This window comes from Burkholderia sp. Bp9012 (assembly GCF_003853825.1).
In the GTDB taxonomy this organism is placed as follows: Bacteria; Pseudomonadota; Gammaproteobacteria; order Burkholderiales; family Burkholderiaceae; genus Burkholderia; species Burkholderia diffusa.
In genome coordinates this window covers 44,427-68,695 of record NZ_QTQA01000010.1, presented here as the reverse complement: position 1 = coordinate 68,695, position 24,269 = coordinate 44,427, and the positions used below count along the sequence as shown (strand labels likewise).

The window sequence follows — 24,269 nt, the reverse complement described above, 5'->3', positions numbered from 1 at the left end:
GTCAGCGCTCCTGCTTGCGCAGCAGCACGCCGGTCATGACCAGGATGACCGGCACGGCCGCGAGCATCGGCCAGAACTGGGACGACAGGTCGGCCAGCCCGAGCGCCTTGTTGTAGACGCCGCGGCTGATCGCGAGCATGTAGGTGGCCGGATAGACGGTGCCGATCCACTTGCCGCTGCCCTCGAGCGATGACAGCGGCGTGAGCAGGCCCGAAAACTGCACGACGGGAATCAGCGTGCCGACGATCGTCATGAAGATCGCGGCGATCTGGCTGCGGGTGAACGTCGACGCGAACAGCCCGATGCCGGTGGCCACGACGTTGAATATCAGCACCGCGGCCGCCAGCGTCGCGAAACTGCCCTTGATCCGCACGCCGAACACGACGTCGGCCAGCACGACCATCAGCAGGAAGTTCAACATGGCCAGCATGACGTACGGCGCCTGCTTGCCGAGCAGGAATTCGGCCCGCGTGACGGGGGTCACGTACAGGTTGACGATCGACCCGAGCTCGCGTTCCCGCACGACGGCGAGCGCGGTCAGCATCGCGGGCAGCATCAGCAGCAGCATCGGCATGATCGCCGGAATCATCGCCGGCAGGCTCTTGACGTCGGGGTTGTAGCGATAGCGGATCGCGATGTCCACGGCGGGGACGAGCGACACGCCGAGCCGGCGCTTCGCCTGGTCGCGCAGCCAGTTTTCGTGCATGCCGGCCACGTAGCCGCGGATCGTCTCCGCGCGCATCGGCATCGCGCCATCGACCCATGCGCCGATCTCCACGCGGCGGCCCCGCGCGACGTCGCGCGCGAAACCGGGCGGGATCTCGAGCGCGAGCGACAGCTGGCCGTTGCGCATGCGGCGCTCGATGTCGCGGTCGTCCGCGAGCGGTGCGCGCGGCACGAAATAGCGGGAACCGGCGAGATTCTGCGCATAGTCCTGGCTCAGGATCGACTGATCGCGGTCGAGCACCGCGAACGTCAGGTTGTCGACGTCGAGACTGATCCCGATGCTGATCACGCACATCAGCACGAGCGAGCCGAACAGCGCCAGCGTCGCGCGCAACGGGTCGCGTCTCAGTTCCAGCACTTCGCGCCACAGATAGCTGCCGGCGCGCGCCGGGCTGAACCATGCGGCCGCATGGCCGGCGCCGGCCGCGGCGGGCGGCGCGGCGAGCCAGCCGGCGTCGGACGGCGCATCGGCCGTCGTGCCGTCCGAAGCGCCCGCGCCATCCGCTTTCTGCGCGTCGCTCAGGTAGCCGATGAACGCGTCCTCGAGCGTGGCCGCGCCGCGCAGGCGCACCAGTTCCTCGGGCGCGGCGCTCGCGAGCACGCGGCCCGCATGCATCAGCGAGATGCGGTCGCACCGCGCGGCCTCGTTCATGAAGTGCGTCGAAATGAAGATGGTGACGCGATCGTTGCGCGCGAGCTCGATCATCAGCCGCCAGAAGTCGTCTCGCGCGACCGGGTCCACGCCCGACGTCGGCTCGTCCAGGATCAGCAGCTCGGGCTTGTGCACCATCGCCACCGCGAGGGACAGCCGCTGCCGCATCCCGAGCGGCAGGCGCTCGGGCAGCGCGTCGAGTGCGTCCGTGAGCCCGAAGCGCGCGATCATTTCGGTCACGCGTGCGGGCACATCCGGTTCCGGTACGCCGAACAGGCGCGCGTGCAGCACGAGGTTTTGCCGGACGGTCAGTTCGCCATAGAGCGAAAACCCTTGCGACATGTAGCCGACGCGCCTGCGCGTGTCGATGTCGTTCGCGGTGATCGGCCGGCCGAACAGCGTCGCCGTACCTTCAGACGCGGGCAGCAGGCCGGTGAGCATCTTCATGGTCGTCGACTTGCCGCAGCCGTTGGAGCCGAGAAAGCCGAAGATTTCGCCGCGGCGGATCTGCAGGCTCACGTGGTCGACCGCGACGAAATCGCCGAACCGCATCGTCAGCGCGTCGGCCTCGATCGCGTAGCCGGCCGCCTGATCGGGCTGGAACGGCTCGATCACGACCGGCTGGTGTCCGCGCCGGCGGGCCTCCGGCAGCAACGCGATGAACGCGGCTTCCAGCGTGTCGCAACCGGTGCGTTCGAGCAGCTCGCCGGGGCTGCCGGTTGCCAGCACGCGGCCCGCGTCCATCGCGATCAGCCGGTCAAAACGTCGAGCCTCGTCCATGTACGCGGTGGCGACCAGCACGCTCATCGCCGGGCGGGCGGCGCGAATGCGTCCGATCAGCTCCCAGAACTGCGCGCGCGACAGCGGATCGACGCCGGTCGTCGGTTCGTCCAGGATCAGCAGGTCGGGATCATGGATCAACGCGCAGCACAGGCCGAGTTTCTGCTTCATGCCGCCGGACAGCTTGCCGGCCGGGCGATCCAGGAACGGCTGCAGGCCGGTGCTGCGTGTCAGCGCGTCGATCCGGCGGCGGCGCTCCGCGGCATCGTGGCCGAACAGTCTCGCGAAGAACTGCAGGTTTTCCTCGACCGACAGCGTCGCGTACAGGTTCCGGCCGAGGCCTTGCGGCATGTAGGCGATGCGCCGGCATACGCGTGCGCGATGACGGCGCGACGACAGGTCGCCGTCGAGCGTCCATACGCGGCCCTGCTGGATCGCGCGCGCGCCGGACACGAGCGCGAGCAGGCTCGACTTGCCGACGCCGTCCGGCCCGATCAGCCCGATCATGCAGCCGGCGGGGATGTCGAGGGTCACGTCGTCGAGCGCGTACTTGTCGCCGTAGCGCAGCGAGACGCCGGACAGCCGGGCGACCATGCGCGGCTCGGCCGACACCGGCGAACCGTCGATCGATCCTGCATCCGTCTCGACGGGCGTCGTCGCATTCATTGCGGCACCCTGATCGCGAGGCGATCCGGCCAGCCCGCGTGCGGATCGGTCTTCAGCCACGCGACGCCCGGCAACCCGGTCTTCACGAGTTTCAGGTGGCGCTGCAACAGATCGCGATCGATGCGCGCCTTGACCCGGAACATCAGCTTCTGCCGCTCGGTGGCCGTCTCGACCGTCTTCGGGGTGAACTGCGCGGTGCTCGACACATAGGACACGCGTGCGGGAATCACGTATTCCGGTGCCGCATCGAGCACGATCCGCACGTCGGCGCCGAGCGGGACCCGGCCGACGACCGCTTCGGGCAGGAAGAACGTCATGTAGACGTCGGACAGGTCGACGACGTTGAGCACCTTGCCGCCTGCCGGCAGGACTTCGCCCGACTCGGCAATCCGGTACTGGACGCGCCCGTCGCGCGGCGACGTCAGTTCGCTGTCCGAGATGTCGGCCTGCACGCGCGCCACGGTCGCCTGCGCGGCCGTCACGGCCGAGCGCGCCGCGACGAGCTGGGCCCGGGTTGCGTCGACAGCGGCCTGGGCCGCTTCCACCTGGGCGCGTGCGGCGTTCACCGTCGCGCGCAGGCTGCCGGCGCGCGCGCGATCGTCGTCCAGTTCCTGCATCGATGACGCCCCGTCGCGCGACAGCGTTTCGGACCGCGCGAGCCGCCGCGAGGCCGCGTCCAGCTCGCTTTCCCGCTGCACGACGACGGCCGCGGCCGCGGCCTTGTCGCTGCGGCGCTGCGCGACCTGCGCGTCGACGCTCGCCGCGGTGTTCACGGCCTGTTGCTCCCGCGCCCGTGCCTCGTCGAGCTGCGCCTGCAGCACGACGACGTCCATGCGGGCGAGCGGCTGGCCGGCCGTCACGAAGTCGCCTTCGTCGACGAGCATGGCGGTGACGCGCCCCGGCAGCTTGGTCGCGACGTCGATTTCGGTCGCCTCGATGCGGCCGTTGCCGCTGACGAGCCCCGCATCCGTCTGGCCGTCGCGCCAGCGCGTCCACCCGTAGTACGCGAGGCCGATCGCGAGCACGGCCGCACCGACACCGATCAGAAGAGGGCGCGGGATGGTTTTCATGGTGTGTTGTCCGAGTCTGTCGAAAGGGGAGCCGTTGCCGCGGCGGTCTTGCCGGTGTCGATCACGCCGCCGCCGAGCGCGCCGTACAGCGCGACGCGGCTCGAGAGCAGCGCACGACGGGTCATGACCAGTTGCTGCTCGGCGTTCATCAGGTCCCGTTGCGCATCGAGCACTTCGAGGAAGCGGGTCGCCCCGCTGTCGTAGCGCAGCTTCGCGAGGCGTGCCCGCTCGGCCTGCGACGCCAGCGTGGCGCGCTCGATGGCGACCTGATCGGCCAGCCAGTGGCGCGCCGCGAGCGCATCGGACACGTCACGGAACGCGCGCTGGAGCGTCTTCTCGTATTGCGCGAGCGCCTCGTCGCGTTGCGCGTGCGAGAGCGCGAGATTCGACCGATTGCGGCCGCCGTCGACGAGCGGCAGCGTGACGTTGGGAATCACCGACCACACGCCCGCTCCGGACGACAGCAGGTCATGCAGCGCGCTGCTTCCCGAACCGATCGCGCTCGTCAATGCGATGCGCGGAAAGAATGCCGCACGCGCCGCGCCGATGTTCGCGCGGGTCGCCTCGAGTTCATGCTCCGCCGCGATCACGTCCGGACGCCGGGTCAGCAGCGACGAAGGCAGGCCGGGGGCGAGCGACGGCAGCACCGCACCGTCGTCCAGCGCGAGCGGCGTGGCGGCCAGCGCGGGCGGCGCACCGACGAGCAACGCCAGCGCATCGGCCGCCGCCGCGCGGGCTTGCTGCAACTGGACGCCGAGCGATTCCGCCTGCTGCAGCAGGATCTCCGATTGCGTCAGGTCGAGGCGCGAGATCGCGCCGGCCGCGTGACGGAGCCGGAAAATCCGCAGCGATTCGCGGCGTGTGTCGATCGTCGCGCGGGTCAGCGCGATGCGTTCGTCGATCTCGCACAGCGTCAGATACGCGTCCGCTACGCCGGTGACGACGCTCAGCGTCACCGCCTGCCGGGCTGCATCACTCGCGAGGTAGCGCTGGAGCGCCGCTGCTTTCAGGTTGCGCACGCGGCCCCAGAAATCGATTTCCCATTGCGTCTCGGCCAGCTGGACTTCATAGACCTGGCCGATGACGGGCGCCGGGGAGAGGAAGCCGCCCGGCGTGCGAAACCGTGCATAGGCCGCGCCCGCACCGATCGTCGGCCATTGATCCGCGCTGCGGATGCCGTAGACCGCGCGAGCCTGCTCGACGCGTGCAACCGCCGCGCGCAGATCCCGGTTGTTTGCGAGCGCCTGCCCGATCAACGCGCGCAGGCGCGCGTCGACGAAGTAAGCCTGCCACTCGGGCACGGGCGCCGCCGCTGTCGCGTCGGCGGAAGGATCCGGAAAGGATGCGGGAATCGGCGCGACCGGACGCTCGTCCGGTGGCGCAAGCGACAGGCAGCCCGACAGCAGCCCCATGCCCGCCGCGAGCGCAATGGCACGCAGGCGCCGCACGGCGGCAGGATGAAAGCGAACGGGAGGCGCGGCAGCGCGCATGGGATGCCTCGTCGAATACGAAAATGCAGGAATACGGGATGGCGCAGCCCTCCAGGCGTCGCCGATTCGGATTCACTTATATCCGACGAATGCCGGGTTTCCCCTTGATCTGTGTCACTTGGGCGGGAATGCGTTTCGAGCGGCCCCTCGCTTGACGCGCGGGTCGCCGCGTGCCTCGGCCGGTTTCGTGATGGCGTGCCGGACCGAACCACGCGGTGCCCGTCACGGGCGGTCGCCCGGCCTGAGATTGAGCAGCACGACGAACGCGAGGATGCTGGAGATCAGCGTGACGATCGAGTACCTGAACACTTCCTCGTCGAACAGCATCCCGTGAACGATGCCGACCAGCGACGCAATCGCGATGAACACGCTGAGCGTCGCGAGCATGATGCGGTACTGCTTGTGGATCATGACGGTCTCCCGGAAAGCGGTGGACGTCGACGGTCATACGAATGCGAAACGTCCGTGTTGCTGCGGTTTTCGCGACGCCGGCGGATTCATGATCGCGTCGCGCCTCGTCGCGCGGTTGATCTGCGTCAACGGGCAAACCGGCCATCGCCTGCCCGCCAGACTCTGCCGCCAGCCCGCCTTTGATTGATCCTCGTCAAGCCGCCGGCGCGGCCGTGGGCGATGCTGAACACGGTGTCGCACGCATTCGCTCGCGAGCTTTGCGGCCGGCACGGGCCGACGGGAGACCGACATGAAGTCCGATGCAGTACTCAAGCAGGATGTCGAGCAGGCGTTGTTCTGGAATCCGGCGATCGATGCGCGCCGGATCGACGTCGAGGTCCGCGACCGGATCGTGACGTTGCGCGGCACGGTCGACAGCTGGGCCCAGAAGCTCGAGGCGCAGAAAACGGCACTGCACATCGCCGATGCGCGTGCGCTGGTGCTCGAGCTGAATGTCGACCCGCCGGAGAACGCCTGCGCGGACCAGGAACTGGCGATCGCAATCACGTTCGCGCTCGGATGGCAGGATGCGCTGCGCGATCACAAGATCGGCGTCGAGGTCGATCACGGCTGCGTGACGCTCGACGGCGAAGTCGATCATGCGTATCAGAGCCGGGCAGCGGAAGCGATGGTGAGCCGGATGATCGGCGTCGTCGGCGTGGCGAACCGCATCCGGGTGCGCGCCGACCATACGGTGCCGGACGTCGGCGTCCGGATCGCCGAGGCGCTTGCGCGTCGTGCGCAGCGCGAAACAGCGGGAATTTCGATCGACGCAACCGACGGCATCGTCACGCTGACGGGCACGGTCGCGTCGCTGGCCGAAAAGCGCGCCGCATGCGGCGCGGCCGGGTCGGTGAAGGGGGTCCGGCAGGTCGTCGACCGGCTGACCGTTTCCTGACCCGCTTGCACGTGCTGTCTACTACCAGGAGAAACAGCGATGAACCGTTCGCATACCGGCCCCGGCCGAAACCATCTGCGCCGCGACAAGCGCATGCAGCCGCATACGAAGGACAGTTACCGTGATCCGAAGCGGCCGACAGGCGACCACATCTGCGAAGGCTGCGGCGCGGTCTGCGAGGCGGGCCGCTGGACCTGGTCCGCGACCACGCTCGACCGGCGCCAGCTCGAATGCCCGGCCTGCAAGCGCATGCGGGAAAACGTGCCAGCGGGCGAGCTGGTGTTGAACGGCGAGTATCTGCGCGCGCACCGGTCGACGATTCTCGAGTTGCTGGAGCGTCAGGCCGATCTGGAGACGAGCGAGCACGCGCTCGAACGCATCATGGACATCGAGAAATCCGCCGACTCGCTCATCGTTCGAACGACGGGCGTGCATATGGTCCGGCGCCTCGGCGAAGCGTTGCTGCATGCGCACCACGGCGATCTCAAGATCAACTATCGCGACGGCGAGGACGTGCTGCGAGCGCACTGGAAGCGCGACGACGCGTGAGCGGATGGTAGTCCACCGGTCAGGTTCGATCCCATGAAAAAATCATTCGACTACTCCGGGCTGCTGATCCCGATCGCGTTCGCCGTGCTGGTGGCGGTTCAACTGCTGGCGCGCCAGCCGGCGGCGACGTCGATTTCCTACAGCGATTTTCACCACCTGGTGGACGCACGGCTCGTCGACGATCTCGAGATCGGCCAATCGTCGATCTCTGGCACGCTCCGCATGCCGGCGGCCGGCGCCGCGCTGCCCGCGTCCGACGCGGCCGAGGTGAAGGAAGCCGGCCCGCCGTGGCGCTTCACGACGAACCGGGTGAGCGACGAAGGCCTGGTCGCCACGCTGACGACTGCCGGGATTCGCTACCGCGGCGCGACGGATACGGGCTGGATCGGGACGCTCGCGTCATGGATCTTCCCGTTGATCGGCTTCGTCCTGATCTGGAATTTCATGATGCGAAGGCCGGGCGGGATGAGGGACCTGAGCGGCATGGGCAAAAGCCGCGCCCGCGTGTACGTGCAGAAGGAAACCGGCATCACGTTCGACGATATCGCGGGCATCGACGAGGCGAAGGCCGAGTTGCAGCAGATCGTCGCGTTCCTGCGCAACCCCGAACGCTACCAGCGGCTCGGGGGCAAGATCCCGAAGGGCGTGCTGATCGTCGGTGCGCCCGGTACCGGCAAGACGCTGCTGGCCCGTGCGGTCGCCGGCGAGGCCGCGGTGCCGTTCTTCACGATCAGCGGCTCGGCGTTCGTCGAGATGTTCGTCGGCGTCGGCGCGGCGCGCGTGCGCGATCTCTTCGAGCAGGCCCAGCAGAGCGCGCCGTGCATCGTGTTCATCGACGAGCTCGATGCGCTCGGCAAGGCGCGCGGTGTCGGCCTGATGTCGGGCAACGACGAGCGTGAGCAGACGCTGAACCAGTTGCTCGTCGAGATGGACGGCTTTCGGGCCAATTCGGGCGTCATCATCATGGCCGCGACCAACCGGCCGGAGATCCTGGATCCCGCGCTGCTGCGCCCCGGGCGTTTCGACCGTCACATCGCGATCGACCGGCCGGACCTGACCGGGCGCAAGCAGATCCTGGCCGTGCATACGAAGCACGTGAAGCTCGCGCCGGAAGTCGACCTGGCCGAGCTGGCGCAGCGCACGCCGGGCTTCGTCGGCGCCGATCTCGCGAACGTCGTCAACGAAGCCGCGTTGCGTGCGGCCGAACTGGGCAAGCCCGCGATCGGGATGGCCGATTTCGACGAAGCCATCGATCGCGCGATGACCGGCATGGAGCGCAAGAGCCGCGTGATGAACGAACAGGAGAAGCGGACCATCGCGTACCACGAGTCGGGGCATGCGCTCGTCGCGCAAAGCCGCGCGCACTGCGATCCGGTGAAGAAGGTGTCGATCATCCCGCGCGGAATCGCGGCGCTAGGTTACACACAGCAGGTACCGACCGAGGATCGCTACGTGCTGCGCAGGAGCGAATTGCTCGACCGGCTCGACGTATTGCTCGGCGGACGCGTGGCCGAGGAGATCATATTCGGCGACGTGTCGACCGGCGCGCAGAACGATCTCGAACGGGCGACCGCGCTGGCGCGTCACATGGTGATGCAGTACGGAATGAGCGAGAAGGTGGGCCTCGCGACGCTCGACGATGGCGCGCGCCAGGGCGCGGCGCCGGGCGTGTGGACGCCGGGCGACGGTCACTGCAGCGAGCACACGGCGCAACTGATCGACGAAGAGGTGCGCGCGCTGCTCGAGGATGCGCATGCGCGGGTCACGGTAACGCTCGGCGAGCAGCGCGATGCGCTCGAACGGATCGCGCGCAGCTTGCTGCAGCACGAATCGATCGATCACGACATGCTGGTGGCGCTCATCGCGCCGGCGGACGATGCCGGCGACATGCCCCGGCCGGCGGAAACCGACTCGGAAACGACCACGGGCGTCTCCGCCTGAAGGAACGACCGCCGCGATCGCGCCCGACGCCTGCCGTCGGCTATCGTTATCGTTCAACAACCGATGCAGACAGGGCCGTCGCGCCGCGCGTGCGCCGCGTCATCGGTCACGACCGACGCGAGCCGCGGATCGGGCCGGAAAACCGTGATGCCCTTGAGCCCGTCGCGCCACGCCTGGAAGAACAACGCGTCGACCTCCGCGAGCGAACACTGGCCGGGCATCGTCACGGTCTTCGAGATGCCGGCGTCGACACACGGCTGCAGCGCCGCGAGCATCGCGACATGATCCTCCGGCGCGATGTCCGCGGCCGTGACGAAATAGCCCGGCAGCTTGACGCTCTCGCCATGCAGCTCGCGGAACAGCCGGTAAGCGTGATTCTCCGCACGAAACGACCGGACCTGCCCGTCGGCGGTGCGGACCATGCGACGCTGCGTCCAGCCGACGGCCGGCTCGATCCCGTTCGAGCAGTTGTCGCAGAACGCGAGGCTCACGCTGCCGGCCGGCGCGAACGACAGCAGATGGCTGTTGCGCAGCCCGTGCCGCGCGATCGCGTGATGCACCTTCAGCGGCAACAGCGTGCGATATGCGGGACCGGTCAGATAGGCGGCCGGGTCGTAGGCCGGAAACACGCCGCGCTCGGCTGCAAGCGCGGCCGATGCGGCAAACGCATGCTCGCGCATCGTCAGCACGATCCCGCGTGCGAGCGTGCGTGCCTCCACGCTGTCGTAGCGCAGCCGCAGCATCGTCAGCGCGTCGGCCAGCCCGGTCACGCCGACCCCGATGCGCCGTGTCCGCCGCGCCTCGTGCTCGTGCGCGGCGAGCGGCCACGCGGTCAGGTCGAGCACGTTGTCGAGCATGCGGACCTGGATGCGCACCGCGTCGGCGAGTGTCGCGAAGTCGAAGCGCGGCTTCCTGTCGACACCGAACGGATGTAGAACGAACCGCGACAGGTCGATCGGCCCGAGCACACAGCTGCCGTACGACGGCAGCGGCTGTTCGCCGCACGGGTTCGTCGCGTCGATCCGCTCGTGCTCGCGCAGCGGATTCGCGTCGCGGATCGTGTCGAGGAACAGCAGCCCGGGTTCGGCGCTGTCGCGCGCGGCGTTGACGATCTCGTGCCAGAGCGTGCGGGCCTGAACCGTCGCGTAAAGGTAACGTCCGTCCGGCCGCCGCGGCGGTGTGCCGGATACGTAGCCTGGCGGTGCGTGATGGACGAGCGCCCATGGCAGGTCGTGCCGGACCGCCTGCATGAACGCGTCCGTGACGCCGACCGACAGGTTGAACGTCGGCCAGCGCGAGCGCCCGCGCTTGGCCGCGACGAATGCGACGAGGTCCGGATGATCGCAGCGCAGCACACCCATTTGCGCGCCCCGGCGCGGGCCGGAAAACGGCAGCGCCCGGCACATCGTATCGAAGCGGTCAATCGCCGCGCATGCGCCGCGCCCGGATGACAGGTGCCGTTCGTACGCGTCGGCGGGCGGTACCGGCGAGAAGTCGTAGCCAATGCCGCCGCCCATCGCCAGCGTGACCCGTGCGTCGTCGAGTGCATGCGCGAGCGCTGCGTCGAGGCCATGAACGGGCGTGTCGGCCGGAATCGCGAGCGGATGGACGAAGCAATTGATCATCGTGCCGCCGGTATGCGCGCCGGCATTCGCGAGGATGCGGCCCGCGCCGATCGCGCCACGCTGCAGGTTCACGAAAAACGCGCGCTCCACCTGTGCACGGAGCTCGGCCGGCTCGGCGAGCGACAGTGCACGGGCGACGCGATGGAAAACGGCCGCGCGGGACGTCTCGCCGGGCTGCGCGTAGCGTTCGGCGAACACGGTGGTGCAAAGCGGCTGCTCGTCCATGACGGGGCTCGGCGACGATGAATGACTCACTGTAGGAGCCTGCCCGAACGTGTCGTTGATCGAGCGCAACCGTGTCCCTTCGCGACATCGCTTGACGGCGGTCAACGCCTTAACCGGCGTCGAACGTAAGGTAGAGCCACGGCCGGCACGCGGCGGTTGCCGCGAATCGCCGCGCCGTCGCGCCAGCCATCGACTGCGAACCACGCACATGACCGATATCGTTACCGTTACCTTGAATCCAGCCGTCGATGTCGCGACGTCCGTCGAGCACATCGTCGATACGCACAAGCTGCGCTGCGCACGCCCGCGGCGTGACCCCGGCGGCGGCGGGATCAACGTCGCCCGAACCATTCACCGCCTCGGGGGCGACTGCGTCGCGCTGTACCTGGCAGGCGGGCCGACCGGCGACGTATTGACGCTGCTGCTGGAAGCCGAGCGCCTGCCGGCCGTGCGCATCAGGATCGCCGGCGAGACGCGAGAGAACGTCTGCGTGACCGAGACCGCGACCGGGCGCGAATACCGGTTCCTGATGCCGGGGCCGTTGGTCACAGAGGCCGAGTGGCGCGACTGCGCAGCCCGCATCGACGCCATGCAACCTGCGCCGCGCTATCTCGTGCTGAGCGGCAGCTTGCCGCCCGGCGCGCCCGACGACCTCTATGCAACGCTCGCGCGGACGGCCCGGGCAAGGGGCAGCCGGGTCGTGGTCGATGCGGCGGGCCGGGCGCTGCAAGCGGCCCTCGAGGCCGGTGTTCATCTCGTGAAGCCCAGTCTCGGCGAACTGAGCGCGCTGGCCGGCGAACCGCTCGACGACACGTCGGCATGCCGGAAGGCGAGCGAACTCGTGGCGCGCGGGCAAGCCGACATCGTCGCGTTGACGCTCGGTGCGCGCGGCGCATGGGTCGTCACGCGCGACGGCGCGCTGCGCCTGCCCGGCAGGCCGGCTGCGGTGTGCAGCACGGTCGGCGCCGGCGACAGTTTCGTCGGCGGCATGGTCTGGGCGCTGGCGCGCGGCGTGCCGTTCGACGAAGCGTGCCGCTATGCGCTGGCGGCATCGGCTGCGTCGGTCGAGCACCCGGGCACGGCGCTGTGCACGCGCGACGACGTCGAACGGATTCATGCCGAACTGGTTGCGCAGGCAAGCTGACGACCAGGTGGCCTGACGCGAGCACGATCGCGTCCCCGTACGATCAATCGTTGATCTGGCTCAGCGGTTTTCGCGCCGCGATCGCGAAAAATGGGGCAGCCATTCCACGAGATCTTCCATGGCCTTTCGCCTGCTCGCCTGCCTGCTCCTGTTGTCGTGCGTGCCGCCGGTTTCGTCCGCCGACGTCGCGACCGTCGATTCGCCATCCCAGCGTGTGCTGATCCTGGTCTACCACCGGTTCGCCACCGCGCGACTGGATTCGATGACGGTCCGTACCGAAACGTTCCGCCACCAGTTGCAGGCGATCGAGGCGAACGGCTACCGCATCGTGCCGCTCGCCGACGTCGTGCGCTGGCACAGCGGCCAGGCCGATGCCGTGCCGGCGCGAGCGGTCGCGATCACCGTCGACGACGGCCATCGCTCCGTCTACGACGTGCTGCGCCCATTGCTGGCTGCACATCCCGTGCCGGTCACGCTGTTCATCTATCCCTCGGCCATTTCCAACGCCAGCTATGCGATGACATGGGACCAGTTGCGCGTGCTCGGGCAGTCCGGCGGGTTCGACATCGAGTCCCACACGTACTGGCATCCGAATTTCCGCACCGAACGCGCCCGACTCACGCCGGACGACTATCTGCGCTTCGTGTCGATCCAGTTGAGCCGGTCCCGCGAACGGCTCGAGTCCGAAACCGGCCAGCCGATCCGGATGCTGGCTTGGCCGTTCGGCGTCCATGATGCGCAGACCGACCAGTTGGCCGCTCGCCAGGGCTACATCGCGGCATTCACGCTCGATGCGCGCCCCGTGCGCGTCACCGACCGGGCAATGGCGCTGCCACGATATCTGATGACGGACGCCTGCGACACACGATGCATGAACGGATTGCTGAGAACCGCCGGGGGAAGTCATGATTGAACGCCTGATCGCCTGTCTGCTCGTGTCGCTCGCCGGATTCGCCGCCCACGCGGCGCCCGTCACGATCACCGTCGTCGATGCGACGAACGGGCACCCGCTGGCCGGCGCGATCGGCCATGCGTCGGGCGCGAACCGTACCGCGGATCGAGATGGCGCGTTTTCACTGGAGATCGACGCGGCGGTTACACGCCTGAGCGTGCGTGCGCCGGGCTACGCGCGAACCGAAGTCACACTGGCACCCGCCGTGGGCGCACAAACGATCCGCATGACCCCGATGCGTCCGAAAGCCGTCTATCTGTCCGCTTACGGCGTCGCGGACCGCACGCTGCGCGAGGCGGCGCTGTCCCTTCAGGACAAGACGGCGATCAACGCGCTCGTCATCGACGTGAAGGGCGACAGCGGCGTGACGCCATATCGCAGCCTGGCGCGTGAGATCTCCGGTGCCGCGAGCAATGTCGCCGGTGCCATCGTTCGTCCGCCCGATCTGCCGGATCTGCTGCGGACGTTCCACGCGCGCGGTCTCTACCTGATTGCCCGCATCGTCGTGTTCAAGGACGACCCGCTGGCTCGCGCTCATCCCGAGTGGGCCGTGCGCGATGCAGCCGGCGAGATCTGGCAGGACCGCGAGCATCAGCGCTGGATCGACCCGACGTCGCGCGCGGCCTGGCAACACAACTACGACGTCGCGGAAGAGGCCGCCCGCATGGGTTTCGACGAAATCCAGTTCGACTACCTGCGTTTTCCCGACGCCAACGGCCTCCGGTTCGCCGAGCCCAATACCGAGGCCAACCGGGTCGCGGCGATCACCGGATTCCTGATCGGTGCGCGGGAACGGCTGCGTCCGTACAACCTCTACGTGTCGGCGGACATTTTCGGGTACGTCTGCTGGAACAGCGACGACACCTCGATCGGGCAGCGGCTCGATGCGCTCGGACCGGTCGTCGACTATGTGTCGCCGATGCTCTATCCATCAGGCTTTACGTGGGGTTTGCCCGGCTGCCGGAAGCCCACCGAACATTCCGGCGAGATCGTCGCACGGTCGCTGGCCGAGGCGAAGCGCCGGACCGGACTGGACGGTGTCCGGTTTCGGCCGTGGCTCCAGGCGTTTCGCGACTATGCGTTCGATCGCCGGCCGTTCGATGCCGACGAGATCCGCGCACAGGTCGATGCGGCCGATGCGGCGGGCACGGACGGCTGGATGCTGTGGAATCCGCGCAATCGCTACGATCCTGCCGCGTTGCCGCGCTGAGCGGCAGGTGCGGACCGGCGCGAACGTGCAGGAGTCGAATCGATCATGCCGTGGAATGACGAGCGTTATCCGCCCTCGATGCGGAATCTGCCGCCGCCGGTTCGCGGCAAGGCGATCGAGATTGCCAACGCGCTGCTGCGGCAGGGGCGCACCGAGGGCAGCGCGATCCGCATTGCGATCGCGCAGGCGAAACGGTGGGGGCGTGCGCGTGCCGTCTTGCGGGGCCGCGGGTGATGGTCAAGTCGACGAATGACTGAGCGACGGCCCTGCCGTCGATACTAGGCCGAATACCGTGCCGGGCATTCGCGCCCGGCCATCGCCGGATGCAGTCGCGCGGCCAGAACGCACGCCATCAGCATGACGGCGACCGCGATGCCGTGCGCCGGGTTGCGCAGACACGACGCGACCTGCTCGCTTCTCCCCACACCGAACAGGCACCACAGGCAGAAATGCTCGCAGTTGTTCGTGAGCAGCCGGTATTGGCATTCGCCAAGGCGCGAGGCCGCGCGGCGCGCGGCTTCCGTTCCGTCGTACAGCGTGCGCGCGTGGCGAATGACCGCGAACCCGAAGCCGGCACGGAAACCGTCCAGGCTGACGACCTCGACCGGTCCGACGCTCGCATGGCGTGACCATCCCGCGTAGTGAATCACGTTGCCGTCGCCGATGTAGATCCCGTGATGGAGATAGCCGGGGCGGCGGGTCACGAGGTGGGCACCGACCGGCGGTTCGCCATCCAGCGTGGCGTCGTCGGCGTGCGCTGCGGTCGAATCGATCATCGCGAGCTCCTCGGTCCTGCGGCGGCGGGGCGGAAGCGTCACGCGCCGGCCGCGAAACACATTGCGTCCTGTCACGTCTCCAGTATTGACAGTGAAGCCGCACGGGACAATCAGCGTGGCCTGAACTTGCTGTCCGACATCGGGCCGCCGTGTCGGAAATTTCCGACGGGGCATGCAATATCGGCTGACAGCCGTCACGGACGATTGCGCCGTCAGCATCCCGCTCCCCCTGTTTTCAGGCGTGCCGCACGAGCAGATGAGGCGCGATGACTACTCGTTCGGCTTCGACAGGCGCGCACTTGACTTGAGTCAACGGGAAATCGACGTTCCGCGCGACGCTGACATCGTCGTCGACGCAAATGCGCGACGTCACCGCACGCAGCCCGTTCCGCGACCGGACGGGCGGCATCGCAGCCATGCGTGCTCAATCAGGAGAGTGAAGATGTGGACCGGAACCGTGAAGATGCTGCTGGCAGCCTGTCTGCTGAACATCGGTGCGAACGTGCTGGCTCAAACGTCGACCGAGCCGATCGTGCGCAACGGTGTCGCTTATATCACCGGCGGAATCGGCCAGGACGAGGTCACTGCATTTCGCGATGTCGCGCCTCGCTACAACCTGAGGATCACGTTCGCATCGAAGAGGGGCCATTATCTTTCCGATGTCGATGTCACGCTGTCGTCCGGCAAGTCGACGATTCTCGACGCACGCACGATGGGCCCGTTCCTGTTCGCGCGCGTGCCGCCGGGGCGATATACCGTGTCCGCGCACGACAGGGCCGTTCAGGAAGTCCGGCACGTCGTCGTACCGGCGCGCGGCGCCGTCGATGTGCGCTTTTACTGGCACGACCCCGAACGACAGGGCGCGATACGTCTGTGTGGCGAATGTTCCGGATCGCAGGAGCAGCCGGCCCGCTAGCCGCGCGTTCGCTCAGAAGCCGCGCGACGGCAATGCGCGGCGCTCGCGTCATCGACGTGGCGGGCCTCCGCACGCAGCTCGACTCCGCCGATGCGCTCGGCACGAAGGAATGGATGCAGTGGAACAGGCTCGATCGCTACGATCCCGCTGTGCTGCCGCGCTGACCGGCGCGCTGCTGTTCATGCTTGCATCAGCCGGTGCGCACGCGGAATCCGACACGGCCGCGGCTCGGCAGCAGACCGCCGCGATCGACGAGGCGATCGCCGCCGAGATCGCCGATGGCCATCTTGCCGGCGCGGTGGTCGTGACGGGCGACGCAAACGGCGTGCGGGTGCGCGTCGCGCGCGGCCTGCGCGTGACGGGCGAGCACGTCGAGGCGATGACGGCCGATACCGTCTTCGATCTTGCGTCGCTGACCAAGCCGGTGGCGACGGCGGTCGCGATCATGCAGTTCGCGGAGCGCGGCATGCTGCGCCTCGACGCGCCGGCCGCGCGCTACTGGCCCGCGTTCGGCGCGCACGACAAGGCCGGCATCACGATCCGCCAGTTGCTCGCGCATGTATCGGGGCTGCCGGCCGGCGTGTCGTCCCGGGCGCTGCGCAGCCGCGCCGCCGTGCTGGCGGACATCGTCGCGATGACACCCGGCGCGCCGGCCGGCACACAGGTGCGCTACAGCGACGTCAACTACGTGGTGCTTGGCGAGATCGTCGAGCGTGTGTCGCACCGGCCGCTCGACGCGTGGTGCGCCGCGCATGTGTTCGCGCCGCTCGGGATGGCGAGCACCGCATTCCGGCCACCGGCGCCGCTGTTCGCGCGCGTGGCACCCACCACCGTTCGCGATGGCCGTCTGCTCCGGGGAAGCGTCCACGATCCCATCGCGGCCGCGATGGGTGGCGTTGCCGGCAATGCGGGCCTGTTCGCGAGTGCGGACGATCTGGCGCGCTTCGCGCGCATGTTGCTGAACGGCGGTTCGCTCGGCCCGGTGCGCGTGCTGACGCGACGCAGCGTGGCCGCGCTCGAGACGCCGGCCACGCTCGACGCGGAAGGCGACCTGCACACGCCCGGCTGGGCGGTCGGGCCGCCGCTCGTCGCGAACCGCTACCGGCTACCGCCGGTCGGCGCGCTGCAACACCTCGGCTACACGGGCACGGCGCTGTGGATCGATCCCGTGACGCGCCGCTTCGCGATCGTGCTCACGAGCCGGCTGTACCCCGACGAAACCGGCACGGCCATGCCATTGCGCGCGCTCGTGCTCGGCATCGTCTCGAGCGAGGTCGCGCCCGTGACGTCGTCGTGGATCGCGACGCGCGTGCCCGCGATGGCGGCGGCGCTCGTGAAGGTCGCCCGGTTGCCGGCATCGCGCGGGCCGGTTCTGGCCGGCATCGACGTGCTCGCGGCGAGCGGCTTCGCGGCCGTCGCAGGCAAGCGCATTGCGCTCGTCACGAACCACAGCGGCTTCGACCGGTTCGGCCGGCGCACGGTCGACCTGCTCGCGCAGGCACCGGGCGCGCGGCTCGTCGCTCTGTTCGCGCCCGAGCACGGGCTCGGCACCGACGTCGACGAGACCTTCGGCGACACGGTCGACGCCGCGACCGGTGTGGTCGTTCACAGTCTCTACGGCGATCGCCGCAGGATCGCGCCCGCACTGCTCGCCGATGCCGACGTGCTGGTGCTCGACCTGCAGGACGCAGGCGTACGCTTCTTCACGTACCTGGCCACCCTCGGTTACGCGCTCGAGGCCGCCGCCGCCGCGCATCGCCCGGTGCTCGTGCTCGACCGCCCGGACCCGCTGGGCGGCGATGTGATCGGCGGCCCCGTCGCCGATGCCGGGCCGGCCACGTTCACCGGCTATTACCCGTTGCCGCTCCAGCCCGGCATGACGCTCGGCGAACTGGCGCGGCTGTTCAATGACCGCCTGCATATCGGTGCGGCGCTGACCGTGGTGCCGATGGCGAATTACGCGCGCGCGATGCGCTTCGGCGATACCGGGCTCGGCTGGGTACCTCCATCGCCGAACCTGCGCGATGGCGCCGCGATGTCGCTGTACCCGGAGACGGGGCTCATCGAGGGAGCGGCGGTCAGTGTCGGGCGCGGCACAGAGACACCGTTCGGCGTGGTTGGCGCGCCGTGGATCGACGGGCGCGTCCTCGCGGGCGATCTTCGCGCGATGCGGCTGGACGCGACGTTCTCGGCGGTCCGCTTCGTGCCTGCGGAGGGGCCGTATCGCGGCAAGGTATGCGAAGGGGTGCGCATCGAACGGCCGCCCGGCGCGGCGCGGCCGGGCGAGATCGGCCTGGCGCTCGCACTGGCGCTGCACCGGCGTTATCCAGCGCGGTTCCGGATCGATGCGATCCGTGCATCGGTCGGTTCGCGCGAGGTGGCGGACATGCTGGAGGCGGGGCGGTCGCTCGACGAGATCGAGCGCGTGGTTGTCGCGCAGGATGCGGCGTTCGGGCCTGAGAGAGCCGCATTTCTGCTGTACTGAACGGATGGCAAACAGGCGGCGGACGTGCATGGCATGCGCGACGCATGCCATGGCGCGATGTGCGGAGAATGGGCGGCAGAATGCCGGAACGGGCGCTCGTTTCGGTCGGACTCGCGGTGGAGCGTCTGCGCACCATCGTGGCAGGCACCGATCGGCGCGCGCGTCGCGCGGCTGTCCACGGGCGCTCGCTCGCGCAACTGCACGCTATTCGTGCGCCTCGGATTGCGTGGCAGGACCGGCCGGATGTTCATCGTGCCGTTTGCCGCGGCCTCGCTGCTTGCGTCCCGTGTCTTCGAGCATTCTCGTGACGTTGCCGAAGGCATTGCGCAGCGCGACGTAGACGTCCTCGTCGTGTTCTTTGCTGGATACCAGTTGATGTCCGGGAATCGTGATTTCGATCCGGATATTGAACGGCTTCCCCTGATGATCGCGCTTCTCGTCCAGCACGACATTGACCCTGCAATGCGAGATGTCCTGCCGGAATCGATCGAGTTTGGATACATGGCGAGCGGCTTCCGCCTCGAGCGCGTCCGAGCGCGGCATGCCTTGAAATACCAGTTCGTAAGGTGGCTTCATTGCTTGATCCGTTGATGGTTGATGAATGCCGGTCGTGCCTCGTCGTGCCGGCGGTCCAGAGATTCCGATTCAGAACGTGGCGATCTGAAGAGCGACATCGAACGCGATGACCACTGCCGAGCACAGAACACCGAGCGTCATGTTCGCGAGCCGATGCCCGACGTCCGGATGCTTGCCTGACCATGCCGTAATGAAGAACAACCCGTCGAGAATCACCTGCAATGCAAATACGAACAGCATCAGCGTGAACTCGTAGCCGGCCTGCGGCAGTTGCGCAAAATTCCAGCCATGCCGGCTCACCCAATAGCTGATCCGATACACCTCATATCCGGCCAGCAGCAGGGGAAACACGTAGGAAACGAAATAGGTCGGCAAGGTCGCATGCCGAAACTCGGGTAGGAAATGATGTCCGGTCTGCATGGTTGCCTCCCAACCTGAGCGCGTACGTCACGATGATGTCGTCCACGTTTTCAGCCTAGGCTTCAGGGGCGACCGCCGCTTGACACGCATCAACGGCGACTTTCATAGACCGCGTCGGCCCGCGGAAACGCGACGATTTCATCGACAGAGTGTTCAGGCCAGGGCGTAACGCGGACGACAAGGTTTGACCAACATCAACGGCGTGCGTACGGCACCCTTCATTGTGAACGCGAGCCTGACGCGGTTACGACCGGCATCGGTCGACCGATCGGCGACATGAGCGCCCCGTGATCGGCTGGAAGAGAGCAATTCCGATCGTGCCACCGACGCAAAGCGGATCCGCTGAACCTGCAATCCGACAGGAGACCGACATGAAGTCCGACGCGAAACTCAAACACGATGTCGAACAGGAACTGTCCCGGGATCCGGCTGTCGACGCGCGCCAGATCGAGGTCACGGTGCGCGACGGTGCCGTGACGCTGCTGGGCATGGTCTCGAGCTGGGCGCAGAAGTTCGCGGCGCAGAAGGCGGTCCAGCGCGTCGGCGGCGTGCGTGTGCTGCTGCTGGAACTCGAAATCGCCGCGCCGGCAGCCAGTCGTTCGGACGCGGAACTGGAAGCCAGGATCATGTCTGCGCTCGACTGGCAGGAAGCGTTGCAGGACCAGTCGATCCGCGTCGAGGTCGACCATGGCCGCGTGACGCTCGACGGCGAGGTGGAGTGGGGTTTTCAGCGTCAAGCGGCAGAGGCACTGGTGAGCCGGATGGCCGGCGTCGTCGGCGTCGCGAACCGCATTCAAGTGCGCGCCGCCCATACCGCGCAGGACATCTGCGTCGAGATTGCCGATGCGTTGGCTCGCCGTGCACAGCGAAAAGGTGCGGCGATCTCCATCGAGGTGGCGAACGGTGTCGTCACGCTGACCGGCACGGTCGATTCGATGGCGGAGAAGCGCGCCGCGTGCGGTGCGGCATGGTCGGTCAAGGGCGTGCGGGAAGTTGTCGATCATCTGACGATTGGATGACCTGACGGATACGTGAATCATTATTCAGTATCACTGACGCAATACGTGGCTTGAATCAACACCCGGCTCGATGTTTCCTGTCACCGGCATCCAGGGTGGGATTGACAGCCCTGCGACAGCGGTGGCGCCTGAGGCTCCGCTGCCGACATGAATTCCGCCTATCACGCTGGCGAGTCGTACGAGATCCACCGGCGGCACGCGCATGGCTCAGCCGAGTTCGGCGCCCCAGTTTCCCGATTGCGCGGCGCCCGGTGACGCGGCCGTGCGTGGGCGATGCGCGATCATGCAATCGGTCGTGAGCAGCAGCGACGCGACCGAGATCGCGTTCTGTAGCGCCGAACGCGCGACCTTGACGGGGTCGACGATTCCGGCAGCAATCATGTCCCCATATGTCGCCGTCGCCGCGTCATAGCCGAACGCTCCGGTTGCGACATCGACCGCGTGTACGACGGCCTGTGCGTCCGCTCCGGCATTTTCGGCAATCTGACGCAGCGGGGACGCCAGTGCGTCGTGCACGATCCGCGCGCCGGTGCGCTGCACATCCGTCAGGCATGTGCCATTGCCTACGAGCGCGCGCCGTGCACGCAGCAGTGCGACGCCACCGCCCGGCACAATGCCTTCCTCCATCGCGGCGCGCGTCGCATGCAACGCATCCTCGAAGCGATTCTTGCGCTCGCGCAGCGCGGTTTCCGTCGCGGCGCCGACGCGAATCACCGCGACGCCGCCCGCGAGTTTCGTCAGCCGGCGTGTCAGCGCGTCGCGCTCGTATCCGGCCGGTGTCGCCGCGATGCGTGTACGCAGCGCCTGGACGCGGTCGTCGATGTGCTGGCGTTCGCCTCGCCCGGCGATGACGGTCGTCGTCTCGCGCGTGATCTCGACGCGCCGCGCGGCACCGAGATCGTCCAGCGTCGTGCGCTCGAGTGTCCGGCCGGCCTGAGCGGAAATGACCGTCGCGCCAGTCAGCGCGGCGAGGTCGGCGAGCTGCTCGGTGCGTGCCTCGCCGAATCCGGGCGAGCGGATCGCGCACGATTTCAGCGTGCCGCGCAGGTGGTTGACGACGAGGGTCGCCAGCGCTTCGCCTTCCACTTCGTTCGCGACGACGAGAAGCGGCTTGCCGGTACTGCTGAGCGCCTCGAGTACCGGCAGCAGTTGTGCGATCGCGCTGATGTTCATGTCGCAGAGCAGGATGCGCGGCTCGTCAAGGACGACGCGATGATTGTCCGAATCGACGAACAGCGGCGACAGATAACCGCGATCGATCAGCGAGCCGTCCACCGTCTCGAGCTCGTCGTCGAGCTTCGTGCCGTCCTCGATGCTGATCGCGCCGTCCCTGCCCACACGCTCGACGGCCTGTGCGACAAGCGCGCCGATCGTGCTGTCGCCGCTGGCGGAAATCGTCGCGATCTGGCGCATCTCGTCCGCGCTCGCGCACGGTTTCGACAAGCGGTGCAGTTCGGCGACCACGTCGCGGCCGGCCGCTTCGATCGCGCACTTGAGCGCCATCGGATCGTGCCCGGCAGTGACGCACTTGATGCCTTCGGCAACGATTGCCTGTGCCAGGGTGGTGGCAGTGGTCGTGCCGTCGCCGGCGACTTCGCTCGTGCGGGTCGCCACTTCGCGCAACAACTGGGCGCCCATTTCCTCGAACGGGTCGGGCAGGTCGACAGCGCCGGCGACGACGACGCCCGAGTTCGCAACCAGCGGCGCGGCGCCGGTCCGCTCGACGATCACGTTGCGGCCGCCCGGGCCGAGCGTGATCTTGACTGCCTCGGCAATCGCGTTGACGCCTTTGAGCAGCCGTTGGCGAGCATCCTGGTGAAAGACAAGCGATTTTGCGGGCACGATACACCTCCTCTGCGACGAAGCCGGGCACGACGCGTCTCGGGACCGGCGCCGATACGGATATTCCACCTGCCGGCGCGTCGTGCCGATTGACCTGGGTCAACGAGCGCAATGCGTTTCGCACCGCGTGTGCTCGCCCAAGCGCCTTCGGTCTCTCGATCCTGAGCGTTGATCTCTGTCAATTGCCGCGGTCATCACCAATCGAGAATGACAGAAACAAGATCGAGGCGTCGTTCCAGAAAGGCATTCTGACGGTCACGCTGCCGAAGACGCCGAACGCACAAGGCCGAGAAGAAGATCGAGGTCAAGGCAGGCTGAAACAGGTTGCGGGCATCCGCCGACGCATGCCGGCGGATGCCGGTGCACATGCTTTCCGTTTCTTCTCGATCGCTCGATCATGCCGTGAAACACCGACATTCGGACGGTCGATGAAAGGCGATCCTGCATTCGCCATGCATGCAGAGCCGATAACCGGGATATCGGCCACGGCGCCATTGCGCCAGTGGTTGCACCGTCGCGTGCAATCCGCCCACACGGGACCGATTTTCTGCAGATCGCCCGCGCGTCATGGCGAATGGATTCAACGGACGCACGCGCCACCCGACAAGCGTGCATGAGGGAGGTCGTCATGTATGCCGGCAAGGTTCTCGTCGTATTCTATTCGCGCACCGGCACGACCCGCCGGGCCGCGTCCGCGCTGGCCGAGATGCTCGACGCCGACGTCGAGGAAATCGTCGTGACGCGCGATCGCACGGGCCCGTTCGGCTATCTGCGTTCGCTCGTCGAGGCAATCAACCAGAAGCCGGCGGAGATCGTCGCGGCGAAGCGCGACCCGTCCGCGTACGATCTCGTGGTGATCGGTTCCCCGGTCTGGGCAGGCTGCGTATCGTCGCCGGTGCGGGCGTATCTCGTCGCGAATCAGCGGCGCCTGCCGCGTGTCGCATTCTTTTGCAGCTTCGCGCAACGTGGTGCGGACTCCGCACTAACGCAAATGCGGACACTGGCACGCAAGTCGCCGCTCGCCGAATGTCGCGTGACGCCGCGCGAAACGTTGCATGGCGATGCCAGCCCGATTCTGGCGGCATTTGCCGAACAGGCAGCGCGCAGGCTGGCGGAAGCGGTCGCGACGCCTGCGGCGCGCTGAAGCATGCTAGGGCGCACGGAACCGTGCGCCCTCGTGTAACGGTGCGGCGGACGTTCCGACGCCGGCGCAAACACCAGCTTGCGCGATGGGCCGGCCTCAAGACACCGGTCGGTGTGCGTCTGCGGCCGCGAGATAGCCGACGATATCGTCGAGCGTAACCAGACGACCATAGTCGCGCTCCGGGATCTCCACCTTCAGCCGCGCATGAAGGCCCGTCAAAAAATTGAGCCAGTCCATCGAATCGAGATCGACCTGACTGCGCAGCGGACGGTCCGCACGCAGCGTCGACGGGTCGAGTTCCGGCGCGACGGATGCAAGCGTTTCCAGTACGACCGAAAGGATGTCTGCATTGTTCATCGGTTCAACTCCTCGGGGTGCTGCAGCAATTCACCCAGTTCAACCAGGAACAGCGCACCGCGATGGCCGTCGGATACGCAGCCGCGATAACCCGTCTCGTTGCCGGAGAGCGCTCGCCGGGGCGTGCCGGCCGCAGGCGAACCCGCCGCCGCGATCGCCCGTTCGACGTCCGCAAGCGTCACCGAGCCTGTCGGGCCAGTGCCCGTCACACTGTCGGGATCGACCTGGTGCTGCTGCGCAAGCTTGCGCGCGGCTGGCACATCCGGGATCGGGGGCGCCACGTGTTGCCCGTCCGACTCCCGATTCGACCGTGGCCGACACTTTCGTCGCAAGTGCAAAGAACCGGTGATCGCGGA

23 protein-coding genes are annotated in these 24,269 nt (G+C 67.8%); 12 read left to right on the top strand and 11 right to left on the bottom strand.

Annotated features, from left to right (window positions below; all coding sequences use genetic code 11):
• Position 1: 1 nt before the first annotated feature.
• From rbbA to DIE11_RS15475, 4 genes are all read right to left on the bottom strand, one after another.
• A complete protein-coding gene (gene rbbA / locus DIE11_RS15490; protein ID WP_124625246.1) occupies positions 2 to 2,824 on the bottom strand; it encodes a ribosome-associated ATPase/putative transporter RbbA in 2,823 nt (940 codons plus the stop codon).
• Positions 2,821 to 3,894 (bottom strand): HlyD family secretion protein, encoded by a 1,074-nt coding sequence (locus DIE11_RS15485; protein ID WP_124625243.1) that lies wholly within the window; start codon positions 3,892 to 3,894, stop codon positions 2,821 to 2,823. Before DIE11_RS15485 ends, rbbA begins: the two co-directional genes overlap by 4 nt.
• Positions 3,891 to 5,384 carry an efflux transporter outer membrane subunit gene (locus DIE11_RS15480; protein ID WP_124625240.1) on the bottom strand — a complete coding sequence of 498 codons (1,494 nt, stop codon included), beginning with the start codon at positions 5,382 to 5,384 and terminating at the stop codon, positions 3,891 to 3,893. Before DIE11_RS15480 ends, DIE11_RS15485 begins: the two co-directional genes overlap by 4 nt.
• Positions 5,385 to 5,606: 222 nt before the next feature.
• Positions 5,607 to 5,795, bottom strand: a complete 189-nt coding sequence (locus DIE11_RS15475; protein ID WP_059602737.1) for a DUF2964 family protein — start codon at positions 5,793 to 5,795, stop codon at positions 5,607 to 5,609.
• Between the two features lie 289 nt (positions 5,796 to 6,084).
• Between DIE11_RS15475 and DIE11_RS15470 the strand changes: the two genes are divergently transcribed.
• From DIE11_RS15470 to ftsH, 3 genes are read left to right on the top strand one after another with little or no spacing between them, the layout of a single operon-like run.
• Positions 6,085 to 6,732, top strand: a complete 648-nt coding sequence (locus DIE11_RS15470) for a BON domain-containing protein (RefSeq protein WP_124625235.1) — start codon at positions 6,085 to 6,087, stop codon at positions 6,730 to 6,732.
• Between the two features lie 39 nt (positions 6,733 to 6,771).
• Positions 6,772 to 7,281 carry a BCAM0308 family protein gene (locus DIE11_RS15465; protein ID WP_124625232.1) on the top strand — a complete coding sequence of 170 codons (510 nt, stop codon included), beginning with the start codon at positions 6,772 to 6,774 and terminating at the stop codon, positions 7,279 to 7,281.
• Between the two features lie 33 nt (positions 7,282 to 7,314).
• Positions 7,315 to 9,222: an ATP-dependent zinc metalloprotease FtsH gene (ftsH, locus tag DIE11_RS15460; protein WP_124625229.1), complete on the top strand. Its 1,908-nt coding sequence runs from the start codon at positions 7,315 to 7,317 to the stop codon at positions 9,220 to 9,222.
• Positions 9,223 to 9,275: 53 nt separating this feature from the next.
• On the opposite strand, the gene DIE11_RS15455 is transcribed toward ftsH, so the two are convergent.
• Positions 9,276 to 11,072, bottom strand: coding sequence for an adenosylcobalamin-dependent ribonucleoside-diphosphate reductase (locus tag DIE11_RS15455; protein ID WP_124625226.1), 1,797 nt, complete (start codon positions 11,070 to 11,072; stop codon positions 9,276 to 9,278).
• Between the two features lie 208 nt (positions 11,073 to 11,280).
• On the opposite strand from DIE11_RS15455, the gene DIE11_RS15450 reads away from it, so the two are divergent.
• The 4 genes from DIE11_RS15450 (at position 11,281) to DIE11_RS15435 (ending at position 14,612) form a co-directional block, all read left to right on the top strand.
• Positions 11,281 to 12,216 (top strand): 1-phosphofructokinase family hexose kinase, encoded by a 936-nt coding sequence (locus DIE11_RS15450; RefSeq protein ID WP_124625222.1) that lies wholly within the window; start codon positions 11,281 to 11,283, stop codon positions 12,214 to 12,216.
• 118 nt (positions 12,217 to 12,334) lie between these two features.
• Entirely contained in the window at positions 12,335 to 13,129 is a 795-nt protein-coding gene (locus DIE11_RS15445) for a polysaccharide deacetylase family protein (protein ID WP_124625220.1), read from the top strand.
• Positions 13,122 to 14,378 carry a putative glycoside hydrolase gene (locus DIE11_RS15440; protein WP_124625217.1) on the top strand — a complete coding sequence of 419 codons (1,257 nt, stop codon included), beginning with the start codon at positions 13,122 to 13,124 and terminating at the stop codon, positions 14,376 to 14,378. The genes DIE11_RS15445 and DIE11_RS15440 overlap by 8 nt, the downstream gene beginning before the upstream one ends.
• Before the next feature lie 45 nt (positions 14,379 to 14,423).
• Positions 14,424 to 14,612, top strand: coding sequence for a hypothetical protein (locus tag DIE11_RS15435; RefSeq protein ID WP_124625214.1), 189 nt, complete (start codon positions 14,424 to 14,426; stop codon positions 14,610 to 14,612).
• Between the two features lie 44 nt (positions 14,613 to 14,656).
• Here the strand turns inward: DIE11_RS15435 and DIE11_RS15430 are convergent, their stop codons facing one another.
• Positions 14,657 to 15,154, bottom strand: a complete 498-nt coding sequence (locus tag DIE11_RS15430) for a lecithin retinol acyltransferase family protein (protein ID WP_124625596.1) — start codon at positions 15,152 to 15,154, stop codon at positions 14,657 to 14,659.
• A 442-nt stretch (positions 15,155 to 15,596) separates the two neighbouring features.
• Here DIE11_RS15430 and DIE11_RS15420 point away from each other — a divergent pair, with 442 nt between their 5' ends.
• Positions 15,597 to 16,070, top strand: coding sequence for a carboxypeptidase regulatory-like domain-containing protein (locus DIE11_RS15420; RefSeq protein WP_124625208.1), 474 nt, complete (start codon positions 15,597 to 15,599; stop codon positions 16,068 to 16,070).
• A gap of 109 nt (positions 16,071 to 16,179) precedes the next feature.
• Positions 16,180 to 18,555: an exo-beta-N-acetylmuramidase NamZ domain-containing protein gene (locus tag DIE11_RS15415; RefSeq protein ID WP_409364571.1), complete on the top strand. Its 2,376-nt coding sequence runs from the start codon at positions 16,180 to 16,182 to the stop codon at positions 18,553 to 18,555.
• Between the two features lie 204 nt (positions 18,556 to 18,759).
• Here DIE11_RS15415 and DIE11_RS15410 read toward each other — a convergent pair whose 3' ends face one another.
• Positions 18,760 to 19,131 (bottom strand): HPF/RaiA family ribosome-associated protein, encoded by a 372-nt coding sequence (locus DIE11_RS15410; RefSeq protein WP_124625202.1) that lies wholly within the window; start codon positions 19,129 to 19,131, stop codon positions 18,760 to 18,762.
• A 69-nt stretch (positions 19,132 to 19,200) separates the two neighbouring features.
• A complete protein-coding gene (locus tag DIE11_RS15405) occupies positions 19,201 to 19,551 on the bottom strand; it encodes a hypothetical protein (RefSeq protein ID WP_059681016.1) in 351 nt (116 codons plus the stop codon).
• 371 nt (positions 19,552 to 19,922) lie between these two features.
• Here DIE11_RS15405 and DIE11_RS15400 point away from each other — a divergent pair, with 371 nt between their 5' ends.
• The gene (locus tag DIE11_RS15400) at positions 19,923 to 20,570 is read left to right on the top strand and encodes a BON domain-containing protein (protein WP_124625594.1); all 648 of its coding nucleotides are present in this window, start codon (positions 19,923 to 19,925) and stop codon (positions 20,568 to 20,570) included.
• Positions 20,571 to 20,777: 207 nt separating this feature from the next.
• On the opposite strand, the gene groL is transcribed toward DIE11_RS15400, so the two are convergent.
• Positions 20,778 to 22,412, bottom strand: a complete 1,635-nt coding sequence (gene groL / locus DIE11_RS15395; protein ID WP_124625592.1) for a chaperonin GroEL — start codon at positions 22,410 to 22,412, stop codon at positions 20,778 to 20,780.
• 89 nt (positions 22,413 to 22,501) lie between these two features.
• Between groL and DIE11_RS36875 the strand changes: the two genes are divergently transcribed.
• Complete coding sequence (locus tag DIE11_RS36875; protein WP_260437122.1) at positions 22,502 to 23,029, top strand: hypothetical protein; 528 nt, start codon at positions 22,502 to 22,504, stop codon at positions 23,027 to 23,029.
• The gene (locus tag DIE11_RS15385; protein WP_260437121.1) at positions 23,026 to 23,556 is read left to right on the top strand and encodes a flavodoxin; all 531 of its coding nucleotides are present in this window, start codon (positions 23,026 to 23,028) and stop codon (positions 23,554 to 23,556) included. Before DIE11_RS36875 ends, DIE11_RS15385 begins: the two co-directional genes overlap by 4 nt.
• 96 nt (positions 23,557 to 23,652) lie before the next feature.
• Here DIE11_RS15385 and DIE11_RS15380 read toward each other — a convergent pair whose 3' ends face one another.
• Together DIE11_RS15380 and DIE11_RS15375 are read right to left on the bottom strand one after the other, a co-directional pair.
• Positions 23,653 to 23,913, bottom strand: coding sequence for an acyl carrier protein (locus DIE11_RS15380; protein ID WP_059602776.1), 261 nt, complete (start codon positions 23,911 to 23,913; stop codon positions 23,653 to 23,655).
• A complete protein-coding gene (locus tag DIE11_RS15375) occupies positions 23,910 to 24,194 on the bottom strand; it encodes an E3 binding domain-containing protein (RefSeq protein ID WP_124901646.1) in 285 nt (94 codons plus the stop codon). The genes DIE11_RS15380 and DIE11_RS15375 overlap by 4 nt, the downstream gene beginning before the upstream one ends.
• Positions 24,195 to 24,269 lie beyond the last annotated feature (75 nt).

What these genes read in the sequence shown, in the direction of transcription:
- DIE11_RS15405 (WP_059681016.1), bottom strand. Translation starts at nt 19,551, where the DNA reads ATGCAGACCGGACATCATTTCCTACCCGAGTTTCGGCATGCGACCTTG.
- DIE11_RS15480 (WP_124625240.1), bottom strand. Translation starts at nt 5,384, where the DNA reads ATGCGCGCTGCCGCGCCTCCCGTTCGCTTTCATCCTGCCGCCGTGCGG.
- rbbA (WP_124625246.1), bottom strand. Translation starts at nt 2,824, where the DNA reads ATGAATGCGACGACGCCCGTCGAGACGGATGCAGGATCGATCGACGGT.
- ftsH (WP_124625229.1), top strand. Translation starts at nt 7,315, where the DNA reads ATGAAAAAATCATTCGACTACTCCGGGCTGCTGATCCCGATCGCGTTC.
- DIE11_RS15450 (WP_124625222.1), top strand. Translation starts at nt 11,281, where the DNA reads ATGACCGATATCGTTACCGTTACCTTGAATCCAGCCGTCGATGTCGCG.
- DIE11_RS15475 (WP_059602737.1), bottom strand. Translation starts at nt 5,795, where the DNA reads ATGATCCACAAGCAGTACCGCATCATGCTCGCGACGCTCAGCGTGTTC.
- DIE11_RS15410 (WP_124625202.1), bottom strand. Translation starts at nt 19,131, where the DNA reads ATGAAGCCACCTTACGAACTGGTATTTCAAGGCATGCCGCGCTCGGAC.
- DIE11_RS15485 (WP_124625243.1), bottom strand. Translation starts at nt 3,894, where the DNA reads ATGAAAACCATCCCGCGCCCTCTTCTGATCGGTGTCGGTGCGGCCGTG.
- DIE11_RS15420 (WP_124625208.1), top strand. Translation starts at nt 15,597, where the DNA reads ATGTGGACCGGAACCGTGAAGATGCTGCTGGCAGCCTGTCTGCTGAAC.
- DIE11_RS15385 (WP_260437121.1), top strand. Translation starts at nt 23,026, where the DNA reads ATGAGGGAGGTCGTCATGTATGCCGGCAAGGTTCTCGTCGTATTCTAT.
- DIE11_RS15400 (WP_124625594.1), top strand. Translation starts at nt 19,923, where the DNA reads ATGAAGTCCGACGCGAAACTCAAACACGATGTCGAACAGGAACTGTCC.
- DIE11_RS15380 (WP_059602776.1), bottom strand. Translation starts at nt 23,913, where the DNA reads ATGAACAATGCAGACATCCTTTCGGTCGTACTGGAAACGCTTGCATCC.
- DIE11_RS15430 (WP_124625596.1), bottom strand. Translation starts at nt 15,154, where the DNA reads ATGATCGATTCGACCGCAGCGCACGCCGACGACGCCACGCTGGATGGC.
- DIE11_RS15470 (WP_124625235.1), top strand. Translation starts at nt 6,085, where the DNA reads ATGAAGTCCGATGCAGTACTCAAGCAGGATGTCGAGCAGGCGTTGTTC.
- DIE11_RS15445 (WP_124625220.1), top strand. Translation starts at nt 12,335, where the DNA reads ATGGCCTTTCGCCTGCTCGCCTGCCTGCTCCTGTTGTCGTGCGTGCCG.
- DIE11_RS15435 (WP_124625214.1), top strand. Translation starts at nt 14,424, where the DNA reads ATGCCGTGGAATGACGAGCGTTATCCGCCCTCGATGCGGAATCTGCCG.
- DIE11_RS15440 (WP_124625217.1), top strand. Translation starts at nt 13,122, where the DNA reads ATGATTGAACGCCTGATCGCCTGTCTGCTCGTGTCGCTCGCCGGATTC.
- DIE11_RS15415 (WP_409364571.1), top strand. Translation starts at nt 16,180, where the DNA reads ATGGATGCAGTGGAACAGGCTCGATCGCTACGATCCCGCTGTGCTGCC.
- DIE11_RS15465 (WP_124625232.1), top strand. Translation starts at nt 6,772, where the DNA reads ATGAACCGTTCGCATACCGGCCCCGGCCGAAACCATCTGCGCCGCGAC.
- DIE11_RS15455 (WP_124625226.1), bottom strand. Translation starts at nt 11,072, where the DNA reads ATGGACGAGCAGCCGCTTTGCACCACCGTGTTCGCCGAACGCTACGCG.